Origin of the sequence: Limosilactobacillus reuteri (assembly GCF_002254085.1) — a bacterium.
Classification (GTDB): domain Bacteria; phylum Bacillota; class Bacilli; order Lactobacillales; family Lactobacillaceae; genus Limosilactobacillus; species Limosilactobacillus reuteri_K.
In genome coordinates, this window is sequence record NZ_NGPY01000014.1 from 20,555 (window position 1) to 33,866 (window position 13,312).

A 13,312-nucleotide genomic window follows, 5' to 3' on the forward strand; every position below is an offset into this window, starting at 1 on the left:
CCTACGGTAAACAGTCTTAAAATGTTAGTGTAAAAGCCAAAGGCCAGAAAAAAGGACTTTGGCTTTTACTTTCGTTTGCTGGCTGTGGTATAACTAAACAAGCAATAAAGTAATGAGGTATTTATTATATGGCAGAACAAGATTATTATGACATTTTAGGTGTCTCTAAGGATGCATCCGAAAAAGACATCAAGCGTGCATATCGTCGGCTTGCGGCAAAATACCACCCAGATGTTAACCACGAGCCTGGTGCAGAAGAAAAGTTTAAGAAGATTAATGAAGCATATGAGACATTAAGTGATAGTCAAAAACGTGCTCAATATGATCAATTTGGTTCGGCTGGTCCACAAGGTGCTGGTGGTCAAGGCTTCGGCGGCTTTGGTGGTGGTCAAGCTTATTCTAACTTTGGTGGCGGCTTTGACGACATCTTTAGTCAATTTTTTGGTGGCGGCGGTCGTACTCGTCGGGACCCAACAGCCCCACGTCAAGGGCGTGATTTGCAATATGCAATGACTCTTGATTTTATGGATGCGGTCTTTGGTAAAACAACTACTATCAAGTATGACCGTGATGCAGAATGTAAGACTTGTCATGGAACTGGAGCAAAGCCTGGTAAATCGCCAATAACTTGTCCACGGTGTCATGGTGCCGGAGTGATTACGAGTGTTCGTCAAACACCACTAGGCAATATGCAAACTCAAACCACTTGTCCAGAATGTAATGGAACTGGAAAGATTATTAAGCCAGAGGATCGTTGTGATACTTGCCATGGGGCAGGACATGTTCACGAACGTCATGAGCTAGAAGTGAAGGTACCTGCTGGTGTTGATGATGGTCAACAAATGCGACTCCAACATCAAGGGGACGCTGGTGAGAACGGTGGACCAGCCGGAGATTTGTATATTGTCTTCCGAGTAACACCAAGTCGAGAATTCCGTCGTGACGGTTCAACAATTTACGTTGATCGTGATATTTCGTTCGCTCAAGCAGCCTTGGGAGACGAAGTAAAAGTTAAAACGGTTCATGGTGATGTCAACCTTAAAATTCCTGCTGGAACACAATCAGAAACTAATTTCCGCTTGCGTGGCAAGGGTGTTCCACACCTTAACGGTAATGGTAACGGGGATGAACATGTTACTGTCCATGTTAAGACGCCTAAGAGCCTTAACAAACGTCAGCGTGAAGCAATGTTAGCTTTTGCGGCTGCTAGCGGTGAAGATGTTAAGGGTGTTAAGAAGACGGTTCTTGATAAGTTACGGGATGCCTTTGAGGATAAGTAAATAGTTTTTATAAAGCAGGAAAAGCTTAATATTTTTTCCTGCTTTTTGTATATCTAGTAGAAGGTTTCCCATTCTAAACGATGATTTGGTATACTAGATAAAGAATATTCGTTGAAAGTGAGTCTTTTTAAATGAACCTAGAAGAAATGAAAGAGCGGCAAAAACACATTCGGAATTTCTCGATTGTTGCCCACATTGACCATGGAAAATCAACGCTTGCTGATCGTATCTTAGAAATGACTGATTCAATTAGCAAACGTGAAATGAAAAACCAGATTCTTGATGATATGCCTCTAGAACGAGAACGAGGCATTACAATCAAATTAAATGCTGTTGCCTTGACATATCATGCTAAAGACGGTGAAGATTACATTTTCCATTTAATCGATACACCAGGCCACGTCGATTTTTCTTATGAAGTATCACGGTCTCTTGCTGCCTGTGAAGGTGCCGTCTTAGTAGTCGATGCAACGCAAGGAGTAGAAGCACAGACCCTTGCTAACGTCTTTTTAGCGCTTGACAATGACCTTGAAATTTTACCTGTTATTAATAAGATCGATTTACCTTCTGCTGATCCTGAGGGTACTAAGAAGCAGATTGAAGATGAAATTGGTTTAGATACTGATGAAGCAGTTGATATTAGTGCGAAAACTGGAATGGGCGTTGATGAAGTCCTAGAAAAAATCGTTAAAGATGTTCCAGCACCAACAGGAGATTTAACTGCGCCTTTAAAAGCTCTTATCTTTGATTCAAAATATGATGATTATCGGGGAGTGGTTCTTAGTGTCCGGGTTGTTGAAGGTACGGTTAAAAAAGGTGACCGAATTAAATTAATGAACGGTGGTACCGAATATGAAGTTGCTGAAGTAGGGATTAACTCTCCTAAACCATTGGCACGTGATGTATTAATGGCCGGGGATGTAGGTTACATCACTGCGGCAATTAAAGATATTAAAGATACCCGGGTCGGTGATACGGTTACGAGTGCGGATAATCCTACAGATAAGCCACTAGAAGGTTATCGGCAAATGACGCCAATGGTATATGCTGGACTCTATCCAACCGATAATGCTAAGTTTAATGATTTACGTGATGCGTTGGAAAAGCTTCAACTTAATGATGCAGCATTAACTTTTGAACCGGAATCATCGCAAGCATTGGGATTTGGATTCCGTTGTGGTTTCTTAGGATTACTTCACATGGATGTTATTCAAGAACGACTTGAACGTGAATTTAATCTTGATTTAATCACGACTGCACCATCTGTTACTTACCATGTTGAATTAGCAGATGGGACAACAAAGGAAGTGGAAAATCCGGCTGAAATGCCAGATGCATCTTCTATTAAAGCGATTAAGGAACCATATGTCCGTGCTTCAATCATGGTACCCAATGATTATGTTGGCCCAGTAATGGAACTTTGCCAACGGAAGCGGGGAGACTTTGATACGATGGAATATCTAAGTGATACCCGGGTAAATGTTATTTATCATATTCCGTTGTCAGAAATTATTTTTGACTTCTTTGATAAGTTAAAGAGTTCTACACGGGGATATGCTTCCTTAGATTATGAAATTGATGGCTACCGGCCAAGTAATTTGGTTAAGATTGACATCTTGCTTAATGGCGATAAGGTGGATGCATTAAGCTTTATTGCTCACCGTGATTTTGCAGCAGAACGTGGTCGGGAAATTACTGCTAAATTAAAGAAGATCATTCCACGGCAAAACTTTGAAATTCCAATTCAAGCTGCAATCGGTTCAAAGATTATTGCACGGACTAATATTAAAGCCTACCGGAAAGATGTTACTGCCCGTATTCATACTGGGGATCCAGACCGGCGTGCTAAATTATTAGATAAGCAGAAACGCGGAAAGAAACGGATGAAGGCTGTCGGAAAAGTTGATATTCCTCAGGCCGCCTTTATGGCCGTTTTGAAGACCGATGAGCAATTGGACGAGAAGTAAACGTTGATGTAAAGGCGTTTATTGGCTTTGTATAAAACAAAAAATATACAAAACTAGTAATTTTTACCACGCGAGCTTAAAATGTGGTAAAAATTAAGGATCAGTATTCTCTAAAAAATAGAGGTACTGATCCCTTTTTGTTATGATAAATTTTGAAATACTTGGTCAAAAAGATTAGCTGTTTCTTTCTTGGACTCGGTTGAAAGATGGACGTAAGTATTTGATGTTGATATAGAAATATCACTTCCTATACCAATATTAGATTTTTTGTTTTTAAACTAAAAAGAGGATCGCCCTCTGATACAATGAAATCGCCAAATCACATAGAAAAGAAGGTAACCCCATAAATAATAATACAAGAACTATCCTTAATTTAATAGACCCTCATTCAAATTTCCTTTATCATTGATTAAATCTTTCTTCTACTGCAACCCTCACCAAATTAGCGTATCATAGATAATATAATCGCTATTATTTGAGGAGGAAATAAATATGCAAAATAAAGATGCTTGTACATCAATCATGGTCGGTAAAAAGGCTTCTCTCGACGGTGCTAATTATATTGCTCGTAATGAAGATCGCGTAAAAGCAATTGAACCCAAACGATTTTTAGTAAAATCGGCAGTAAAAGGACGCCACGAAACCTACGTATCACCTTACAATAAAGTAACTGTAGCCTTGCCGGAAGAGGGAATGCGTTATACTTCTACGCCTACCCTTGATCAAACAGCAGGACCTAATGAAGAAGATGGAATTAATGAAGCAAATGTGGCAGCTTCCTTTACTGAGAGTGTTTATGCAAATGATCGGGTGTTAGCATATGATCCATACGTAAAAAATGGCCTGGCAGAAGACTCACTTTGTACTTTAGTATTACCGTATATTCATTCTGCCCGTGAAGGAGTTGAATATACTGGAAAATTAATTGCTGAATTAGGTTCTGCTGAGGGAAACGGAATGCAATTTGCAGATGCAGACGATATTTGGTATATGGAAGTAGTAACTGGTCACCAATGGGTTGCAGTTCGTATTCCCGATGATTGTTATGCTGTTACTCCTAACCAGGTAGCAATTGAAGATATTGATTTTGACGATCCTGATAATTATATGTGGGCCGATGGAATTCAAGAGTTTGTTGAAGAACACCAATTAAACCCTGACCATGACCGGTGGGATTTCCGCCATATTTTTGGTACCAGTACACAAAAAGACCGTCGCTACAATACACCGCGGACTTGGTTTGCTCAACGTTACCTTAGTCCTAACGCTTCATTAGGCCAACGACCCGAAGATTCTGAGATGCCATTTATCCGTAAGGCCGAATTTAAGATTGCTAATGAAGACATCCAGTATGTTTTAAAATCGCATTTCAATGAGACACCTTATGATCCAATGGGGGATGCTCCTGAACGCAAGACTTACCGAGCTATCTCTTTATCACGGACTGCTCAATCACATATTCTACAAGTGCGCGATCTGAATAAATATAAAACGAGTATTCATTGGATTGAACTAGGAGTTCCAGCCTTTAATCCTTATGTTCCATTCTTTGCTAATGCTAACGATACTGATGAATCATATCGAAACGTACCGGAAAAAATGAACTTAGAGTCTGCATTCTGGTTAAATGAAGCCTTAGCAGAAGTTGTTGAAAGTCATTATCAGGAATTTATGGAAAAAGATGAAGACTACCAAAAAGAGCTAAATGAATGGGCCCGCCGTAAAATTGCGCAGGTTGATAAAGAAGCAGCTAGTCTTGAAGGGCAGGCACTAACTGATTATCTAACGGGACAAAATCATGAAATAGCCTCCCATTATAATAAACGGACAAAGGCCCTCTTCTTTGAATTATTAACTGAAGGCTGTGAGCTTTCAAAGATGTCATTTAAGATGGATCCTAACCTTTAAGATATTTTGAATATTGACATTTCTCACTTTATTATTAAAATATAATTAATATAAAATGAGAGAAGGATAAAAATGAGAATTCAAGCAACCGATGAACGGCATTATCTAGTAGAAGTTTTTACAAAATTGGGATTTAACCAAGATAACAGTCAATTATTAGCAGACACTCTAGTTGATGCAGACTTGCGCGGGATCTCATCTCATGGGATTCAGCGATTAGCATGGTATCGTCGGATGATTAAAGAAGGAACGATTATTCCGCAAAATAAGGCCAAAATTATTCGTGAGTTACCAGGATCCGTCCTTGTTGACGCTAACCAAAATATGGGACAGCTTGCAACGGTTTTAGCGACTCAAAAAATAATTGAAAAGGCTAAGAAAACAGGGGTGGCAATTGCTGTTATTCGCAATTCGAATCACTTCGGTACTGCTGGTTACTATACAAGATTAGCGTTAGAAGCGGGATTAGTAGGAGTTGCCCTTACTAATACTCGTCCCCTGGTAGTCCCAACTAATGCCACTCAGGCTTTTCTTGGGTCTAATGCTTTTGCGTTTGGCTTTCCTGCTTCTCCACACCCATTTATGTTTGATGGTGCCACTTGTGTTGTTTCAGGTGGAAAAATTCAAGTTCATGCTAAAAAAGGCGAACCGCTACCAGGTGAATGGGCAGTTGATAAAAGTCGGCAGGTAGTAACTGATGCACAAGAGGCAGAAGATATTCTTGCAACCGCGGCCTTTACTGAAGGGGAACAAAAGGGTGGGGGAGTTCTCACTCTTGGCGGAAGCAATGAGGAAAATTCTAATTATAAAGGGATGGGAAACTCTATCGTAATTGAATTATTGACGGGAATATTGGCACAAGGCTCTATTTCTGCTGATACTGTTAGTGGTAAACATGACTTTAGCCAATTTGTAATGGTTCTTAATCCAGCATTCTTTGGTGATCCAGAGGTATTGAAGAAAGATGCCACGTCAATGTTAGATCGAATTCGCCAGCTTGAACATATTCCTGGTAAAGAAATTTGGGTACCCGGTGATCGTGAGTACCGTTTATTAGCAGAAAATAAAGAAAAAGGGGTCACGATTGATGAAAAGACCTATCAAGAAATGAACGAAATCGGGACTGAACTTGGCATTGATGTTCCTTAATAATTGATAACCTCGAACATATTAGGGAAAAGGTGCATCTTAAATGGATAAATTAATCGAAGACTTTCTTAATGATTTTGCCCGTGACTTGAAAAATGATCTAAATTAGGCATTAAAAAACTCCCAACGTTTATTAAACGCTGAGAGTTTTTTTAGTGGTACGATAATCTATCGTTTATTTATGAAGACGGCTTAGTTGTTACCTTGTAACTTTGCCATACCGTTCTTAGCAACTTCTTCTAATTGCTTAGCAGAATCGGCCATAGCCTTCTTTTCACGGTCGTTAAGTGGAACTTCGATAACCTTTGCAACACCAGAAGCGTTAACAACAGCTGGAGTACCGATGTAAAGGTCGTTAAGTCCGTATTCACCGTTCATTGGGGCACCGATAGGGAGAACAGAATTTTCATCACGAAGAATAGCCTTTGAAATCCGCATTAAAGCAGTGGCAACACCATAGAAGGTAGCACCTTTGCGGTTAATGATTTCGTATGCCTTGTTACGAACATCATCTTCAATCTTAAGTAATTCATCTTCTGAAATGCCTTCATCCTTAGCGATGTCAAGTAATGGCTTGCCACCAACAGTAGCACTTGAGTAAGCAGCAAATTCGGAATCACCGTGTTCACCCATAATGTTAGCAATAACATCGCGAGGGTCAACATGAAGCTTCTTACCAAGAGCAACCCGAAGACGTGCGGAATCAAGTGAAGTACCTGAACCAACAACCTTGTTCTTAGGGAAGCCAGAAAGCTTTTGAACAGCATAGGTAAGGATGTCAACTGGGTTAGCTGCAACTAAGAAGATTCCGTCAAAACCAGACTTAACGATTGGTTCTACAACGGACTTAATGATCTTCAAGTTCTTATCAACTAATTGAAGACGAGTTTCACCAGGCTTTTGTGGAGCACCGGCAGTAATAACAACTAAATCAGCATCCTTGCAAGTGTCGTAATCTGCTGAGTAGATGTTCTTAGGAGCAGTGAAGGCAGTAGCGTCTTCGAGGTCCATTGCGTCCCCTTCAGTTCGTTCCTTAATAATATCAACAATAGCAAATTCTTCAGCAATTCCTTGTTGAGCCATTGCGAAGGCGTAACTTGAACCTACAGCACCGTCACCAACAAGAACAACTTTTTGATGATTCTTAGACATAATAAACAGTCTCCCTTTCATCTTATGTATACATTATTTGAGAATTCCTCTCACAATAATGATTATAACATTCCGCAGAAAAATTACTATAAAATTTTATAGATAAATTAGTTAGTAAATAAGCCTGCCCCTAAGATAATGACTGCTAAAAGGATCGCTGGCCAAAGTAAAACATGGATTAATGTCCCAATTAATAGGATAAGCAGAATTAGGCCGATAAATTTAACCGTTAAGACACCGATCTTCCATAGTAACCAGCAGATAAGAATAGCAATTAAGAGACTCACTATTGTAATCACCTTTCTTTAAAGTATTTTGAACATAGTATAGCATTTTTTTGAAAATTAAAGTTTAAACATAGATTAAACTTTGGAACGTTGGTGACCTGTGCTAAAATATACCTATCTAGGGAGATTAATTTAAAATTGATCAGGAATAATAATAGAGGAGGTGGTTACCATTCTGAATCGAACTAAGCAGTTTATGCGCGACAATGATTTAATGTATAAAAAAGAGTACATTCGGCCAATGATGACACCCCAACATGTATATGTGTTCCGCTTCGGTAAACACAGATTAAATAATCGGGTAATTGTTCGTTATTCCCATACTTGGACCGGACGATTAAAAATTAACGAGATTGATGTTCGGTTGCATCACCAACATCATCCCCGTATTTTCTTAACTGAGTCCGACTTAATCGATTACTTAAGTCATCATTTAGAAAAAGAAAAGAAACGCGAACAAGAACGACCACATATTAGTAAAGTTGATAACAAAAATGATTAAACTTTATCTAAGTTGGTATTTATCGTGACCATTTACTTTTATTGTGGTCACGATTTTATTATTTAAGGAGGTCATTAAATGGATTGGACAGCAATAAAGGTAGCAACTTCTAGTGAGGCTGTTGAAGCAGTTAGCTATATTTTGACAGATATGGGCGCACAAGGCGTTCAAATTGATGATGCCGCTGATTTTGAAAACTTGCATGAGGGAAAGTATGGGGATCACGGTGAATTTATCGATCCATCATCAATTCCGCACCGAAAAAGTGGTGCAGCAGTGTCTGGATATTTCCCACAAAACGTATTTGTTCCTGAACTATTGCCAACTATCCATCAACGAGTAGCAAAATTAAAAGATTTCGGCCTCAATCCAGGAGCAAATGATGTCTCAGCAGCGACTGTCGATAATCAACAATGGGCAACAGTTTGGCAAAAGTATTATCACCCATTAAGAGTAACTAATCAGTTAACAATTGTTCCACAATGGGAAGAATATCAGCCGGCAGATCCTAAAGAAAAATTAATCTTTCTTGATCCAGGAATGGCTTTTGGTACCGGGACTCACCCAACTACCCGTTTAATGCTGGAGGCCCTTGAAAAAACAATTGTTGGTAGTGAATATGTCATCGATGTTGGTACTGGTTCTGGCGTTTTGAGTATTGCTGCTAAGCACTTAGGCGCAGGAAAAGTTGATGCTTATGATATTGATGAAGTGGCAGTCAACTCAGCAAAAAAGAATCTTGCACTAAACCCAGTTGCTAAAGATGTTAAGGTTGGTATAAACAGTTTGCTGGACGGAATCCATACCCAGGCAGACCTAATTGTTGCTAATATTCTTGCAGAAATCATCGTGCCCCTTATTCCTCAAGCATATGAAAACCTTAAGCCTGGTGGTAAATTCCTTGTTTCCGGAATTATCGATGATAAGGCTTCATTAATTCGTCAAAGGTTACAAGAACAAGGATTTGTGATTGATGATGAGCAACAGATGAAGGACTGGCATGGAATGATCGCCCACAAGCCAACCGAGGTGAAATAAATGCAACGATATTTTGTAAATGCAACTCCAGCTGATGAAGTAACCCTACCACCTGAAGCAGCTCACCACTTGTTAAAAGTTATGCGTGCGGAGATTGGAACAACTGTTGAACTTGTGTTAGCCGACCACTGTGTTTACCTCGCAACTCTTAGTGCTACCGAACCAACAACATTAAAAATCAATCAGAAGTTAGATGCTGATAGTGAATTACCAGTTTCAGTGACGCTTGCTTGCGGGCTTCCAAAGACTAAAGAGAAACCAGAATTAATTGTTCAAAAGGCAACCGAATTGGGAGCAGACAAAATTGTCTTCTTTGATGCTGCTCGTTCCATTAGTCACTGGCAGGGGAATAAGCAGAAACGTAAGATCGAACGTCTGCAAAAGATAGCTGAATCAGCAGCAGAACAATCCCATCGAAATAAAATTCCACAGGTTGAATACAGTGCTAATCTAGCTCAATTGCTAGCCAATTATCCTGCTACCAAACGGATTGTTGCTTGGGAAGAATCAGCTAAACAGGGTGAAGCAAGTGTTTTGGCGCAGCAATTTAATGCCCTTAAACCAGGAGATTCGGTCCTTGCCGTTTTTGGTCCAGAAGGTGGATTGACGGAAAATGAAATTGCCAAAATGAATGAAGCTGGAATGATAGCAGCAGGGTTAGGACCACGAATTCTACGGACTGAAACAGCACCTTTATATTTCATGGCAGCTATTTCATATGCAATGGAATTGTCATAATGTAGCCGGCTCACTTATGGTAAAATAAAGAACAGCTTTAATCGGTGATTTAAAACTGAATATAGGTGTTGAGAGAGAATGAATTTTATGAAAAAAGCATGGGAACATTTAGACAAGCCATTATGGCTAGCTAGTATTTTAATTGGGCTTGTATTGACGCTCGTTGTCGATAAGCTTCCATTTGTTACGCGGGTAGTAATGGTAGAGATTGTCTTAATCCTTATTAATGGTATTTTTAGTATTTGGTCAGGTTATTGGATTTATAAGCACCAGCGAAAATGGAGCGAGTTATTCATTTTTCCAATCCTTTACTTGATAACTGCGTATTTCTTTATGCCACGGTACACTTATTATTTTGCCCTTGCTTACTTAGCGCTTGCGTACTTATCATGGGCAATGCGGCAACAAAAGTAAATGAAAGGAGGTCGTCTAATGTCAAAAGAGAAGGAATTGACACATGAAGATGTTCAAAAGATAGTTAGTTCTTATATGAATGAAGAACATGTTGCTTTAGTTGAAAAGGCATATCATTTTGCTGAAGTGGCTCACCATGACCAGCGACGTAAATCTGGGGAACCATATATTATTCATCCTATCCAGGTTGCGGGGATTCTTGCTAATCTTCATATGGATCCAGAAACAGTTTGTGCAGGATATTTACATGATATTGTAGAAGATACTGGAGCAACTTTAGATGATATTAAAGAACTCTTTGGACCAACCATTGCAATGATCGTTGATGGTGATACAAAGCTTGGTAAGATTCGTTACAAATCAAATAAAGAACAAATGGCTGCCACTCATCGTAAGTTATTACTTGCAATGTCAAAGGATATTCGGGTAATGATTGTCAAGCTTGCGGACCGTCTTCATAATATGCGCACCCTTAAGCATTTGCGACCTGATAAGCAGCGGCGGATCTCAAATGAAACCCTTGAAATTTATGCGCCAATTGCAGATCGGTTGGGTATCAGTACTATTAAATGGGAACTAGAAGACCTGTCATTACGGTACTTAAATCCGCAACAATATTACCGGATTGTTCATTTGATGAATTCACGGCGCGATCAGCGGGTTGACTATATTGATGAGTCAATTAAGTTGATAAAAAAGGCGATTGCGGATTTGGATTTAGGACCGAACGTTGAAATTTATGGTCGGCCTAAACATATTTATTCTGTCTATCGTAAAATGGTTACTCAGCATAAGCAATTTAGCCAAATTTATGACCTCCTTGCAGTTCGAATTGTTGTTGACTCAATTCGTGACTGTTATGCTGCTCTTGGAGCTATCCATACTAATTGGAAGCCAATGCCTGGACGGTTTAAAGATTATATTGCAATGCCTAAGACTAACGGATATCAATCCTTGCATACAACAATTATTGGACCAGAAGGGCGGCCATTAGAAGTACAGATACGGACTCACAAGATGCATGAAATTGCTGAATATGGGGTTGCTGCTCACTGGGCATATAAAGAAGGAAAGACTAATGGAATCCAACAAACGCAGGATAGTCAAAAGTTAAATGTCGTCAAAGAAATCCTTGAATTACGAAGTGAAAGTCAAGGCACAGATGAATTTATGCAGGGGATTCAGAGCGATATATTTACTGATAAGGTCTATGCATTTACCCCTAAAGGTGACGTAATTGAAATGCCTAAGGGATCTGGACCACTTGATATGGCTTACCAAATTCATACTGAAGTTGGTAATCATACAACTGGAGCTAAAGTAAATGGACGGATCGTACCCCTTGACTATGAGATCAAAAATGGTGACATTGTTGATATTTTGACTTCATCATCATCAGCTGGTCCGAGTCGTGATTGGTTTGATTTGGTTTCAACGCGGCGAGCTCGTAATAAGATTCGCCAATTCTTCCGCGCACACGATCGTGAAAAGAACATTGAAGAAGGAAAACAACTTCTCGAAAATGAACTCCGTGAAGCAGGATACTCGCCAGCAGAGTTAATGACTGATGAAAAATGTGAGGAAGTAGCTCAGGAGACTCATTATAATAGTAGTGACGATATGTTTGCAGCACTAGGCTTTGGTGATTTGGCTCCAGTTGGTATTAGAAATCGTTTTACTGCTGATATCCGTCAGCAGGTTGAAAGCGACCGCCAACAAGCAGCAGAAAAAGCCGTACTAGAAGATCATCAGACTCTTGAAAAGCCGAATGAACGTGAAAAACAAAAGCAGGCCAAAGCATCCAGTGAAGGCGTAGTTGTTGAAGGAGTTGACAATCTCCTTGTGCGTTTGAGCCATTGCTGTAGTCCAATCCCAGGAGATGCTATTACCGGTTACATTACAAAGGGTCGGGGAGTGTCGGTTCACCGGGATGATTGTCCGAATATTAAAGCTGCCCGTAAAAACGGCGAACGAATTGTTAGTGTTTACTGGGCAAATCCTAATGGTGATAAAACAAACTACAATGCAGACTTAGAAGTTCAAGGATACAATCGCAATGGCTTATTAAATGATGTTTTACGTTCAGTAAATAACAGTACTCGCTTCTTAAATTCAGTTAACGGAAAAGTTGACCACAATAAGATGGTAACAATTAGTTTGATTATTGGAGTGCGTAATTTACGGCAGTTGCAACTGATCATGGATGGCTTAAAGAACATTCCAGATGTTTACGTTGTCAAACGGATTATTCGATAGGAGGGCACTTGTGCGAGTTGTTTTACAAAAAGTAAATCATGCAGCAGTTTCAATTGATGATGAAGTTGTTGGCAAAATTGGTCTTGGCTATTTTCTCTTAGTCGGTTTTGCTCCAGATGATACCGAAGAAAAATTAGACTACTTAGTGCATAAAATTACTAATCTTCGTGTTTTTGAGGATGAAAACGGTAAGATGAATAAGGGACTACGGGATGTTAATGGTGCGATTTTATCCGTCTCTCAATTTACCCTTTATGCTGATACTAAGCATGGAAATCGTCCTGGATTTTCACAGGCTGCTCGTCCTGAGATTGCTGAACCGTTATATGATCTTTTTAATCAAAAATTAGCAGCTACTGGTATTCCTGTTGAAACCGGACATTTTGGAGCCATGATGAAAATTGATCTGGAAAATGATGGTCCCACGACAATTATTTATGAACGCTAAAAAACAAAGAGACATGGGGAAATTTTCCCCATTGTCTCTTTGTTTATGCGCCCGGCATGGGTATTAGCTAGGCGGTGAAAGTCCGCTATGGGCCGTAGTAGTCGGAACCATGAGCTGAGGACAAGGGTGTCCGTCGTGAGACGGAATCTGAAGGAAGTCTAAGGCAAAATACT

12 protein-coding genes are annotated in these 13,312 nt (G+C 39.7%); 10 read left to right on the top strand and 2 right to left on the bottom strand.

What is annotated here, in order from left to right; translation table 11 throughout:
- Positions 1-128: 128 nt before the first annotated feature.
- The 4 genes from dnaJ to CBG10_RS03975 all read left to right on the top strand — a co-directional run bounded on the left by dnaJ (position 129) and on the right by CBG10_RS03975 (position 6,304).
- A complete protein-coding gene (dnaJ, locus tag CBG10_RS03960; RefSeq protein ID WP_003665811.1) occupies positions 129-1,280 on the top strand; it encodes a molecular chaperone DnaJ in 1,152 nt (383 codons plus the stop codon).
- 131 nt (positions 1,281-1,411) lie between these two features.
- Positions 1,412-3,247, top strand: a complete 1,836-nt coding sequence (gene lepA, locus CBG10_RS03965; protein WP_003665812.1) for a translation elongation factor 4 — start codon at positions 1,412-1,414, stop codon at positions 3,245-3,247.
- A 492-nt stretch (positions 3,248-3,739) separates the two neighbouring features.
- Positions 3,740-5,155 (top strand): C69 family dipeptidase, encoded by a 1,416-nt coding sequence (locus CBG10_RS03970; RefSeq protein ID WP_094508843.1) that lies wholly within the window; start codon positions 3,740-3,742, stop codon positions 5,153-5,155.
- Positions 5,156-5,227: 72 nt separating this feature from the next.
- A complete protein-coding gene (locus CBG10_RS03975; RefSeq protein ID WP_094511719.1) occupies positions 5,228-6,304 on the top strand; it encodes an Ldh family oxidoreductase in 1,077 nt (358 codons plus the stop codon).
- Positions 6,305-6,496: 192 nt separating this feature from the next.
- On the opposite strand, the gene CBG10_RS03980 is transcribed toward CBG10_RS03975, so the two are convergent.
- A complete protein-coding gene (locus CBG10_RS03980; protein ID WP_003665815.1) occupies positions 6,497-7,456 on the bottom strand; it encodes an L-lactate dehydrogenase in 960 nt (319 codons plus the stop codon).
- A 107-nt stretch (positions 7,457-7,563) separates the two neighbouring features.
- On the bottom strand, positions 7,564-7,743 hold the full coding sequence (locus CBG10_RS03985) for a hypothetical protein (protein WP_003668154.1): 180 nt from the start codon (positions 7,741-7,743) through the stop codon (positions 7,564-7,566).
- A 196-nt stretch (positions 7,744-7,939) separates the two neighbouring features.
- On the opposite strand from CBG10_RS03985, the gene CBG10_RS03990 reads away from it, so the two are divergent.
- From CBG10_RS03990 to dtd, 6 genes are all read left to right on the top strand, one after another.
- A complete protein-coding gene (locus CBG10_RS03990) occupies positions 7,940-8,245 on the top strand; it encodes a hypothetical protein (protein WP_153701363.1) in 306 nt (101 codons plus the stop codon).
- 78 nt (positions 8,246-8,323) lie between these two features.
- A complete protein-coding gene (gene prmA / locus CBG10_RS03995; RefSeq protein ID WP_094511720.1) occupies positions 8,324-9,283 on the top strand; it encodes a 50S ribosomal protein L11 methyltransferase in 960 nt (319 codons plus the stop codon).
- Positions 9,284-10,021, top strand: coding sequence for a 16S rRNA (uracil(1498)-N(3))-methyltransferase (locus CBG10_RS04000; protein ID WP_094502347.1), 738 nt, complete (start codon positions 9,284-9,286; stop codon positions 10,019-10,021).
- A gap of 78 nt (positions 10,022-10,099) precedes the next feature.
- Positions 10,100-10,435, top strand: a complete 336-nt coding sequence (locus CBG10_RS04005; RefSeq protein ID WP_019252193.1) for a hypothetical protein — start codon at positions 10,100-10,102, stop codon at positions 10,433-10,435.
- An 18-nt stretch (positions 10,436-10,453) separates the two neighbouring features.
- On the top strand, positions 10,454-12,691 hold the full coding sequence (locus tag CBG10_RS04010; protein WP_019252194.1) for a RelA/SpoT family protein: 2,238 nt from the start codon (positions 10,454-10,456) through the stop codon (positions 12,689-12,691).
- 10 nt (positions 12,692-12,701) lie between these two features.
- The gene (dtd, locus tag CBG10_RS04015; RefSeq protein ID WP_003665822.1) at positions 12,702-13,139 is read left to right on the top strand and encodes a D-aminoacyl-tRNA deacylase; all 438 of its coding nucleotides are present in this window, start codon (positions 12,702-12,704) and stop codon (positions 13,137-13,139) included.
- Positions 13,140-13,312 lie beyond the last annotated feature (173 nt).

Bases quoted from the DNA above. Each gene is read 5' to 3' on its own strand.
- dnaJ (WP_003665811.1), top strand. From the start codon at position 129: ATGGCAGAACAAGATTATTATGACATTTTAGGTGTCTCTAAGGATGCA.
- lepA (WP_003665812.1), top strand. From the start codon at position 1,412: ATGAACCTAGAAGAAATGAAAGAGCGGCAAAAACACATTCGGAATTTC.
- CBG10_RS03970 (WP_094508843.1), top strand. From the start codon at position 3,740: ATGCAAAATAAAGATGCTTGTACATCAATCATGGTCGGTAAAAAGGCT.
- CBG10_RS03975 (WP_094511719.1), top strand. From the start codon at position 5,228: ATGAGAATTCAAGCAACCGATGAACGGCATTATCTAGTAGAAGTTTTT.
- CBG10_RS03980 (WP_003665815.1), bottom strand. From the start codon at position 7,456: ATGTCTAAGAATCATCAAAAAGTTGTTCTTGTTGGTGACGGTGCTGTA.
- CBG10_RS03990 (WP_153701363.1), top strand. From the start codon at position 7,940: ATGCGCGACAATGATTTAATGTATAAAAAAGAGTACATTCGGCCAATG.
- prmA (WP_094511720.1), top strand. From the start codon at position 8,324: ATGGATTGGACAGCAATAAAGGTAGCAACTTCTAGTGAGGCTGTTGAA.
- CBG10_RS04000 (WP_094502347.1), top strand. From the start codon at position 9,284: ATGCAACGATATTTTGTAAATGCAACTCCAGCTGATGAAGTAACCCTA.
- CBG10_RS04005 (WP_019252193.1), top strand. From the start codon at position 10,100: ATGAATTTTATGAAAAAAGCATGGGAACATTTAGACAAGCCATTATGG.
- CBG10_RS04010 (WP_019252194.1), top strand. From the start codon at position 10,454: ATGTCAAAAGAGAAGGAATTGACACATGAAGATGTTCAAAAGATAGTT.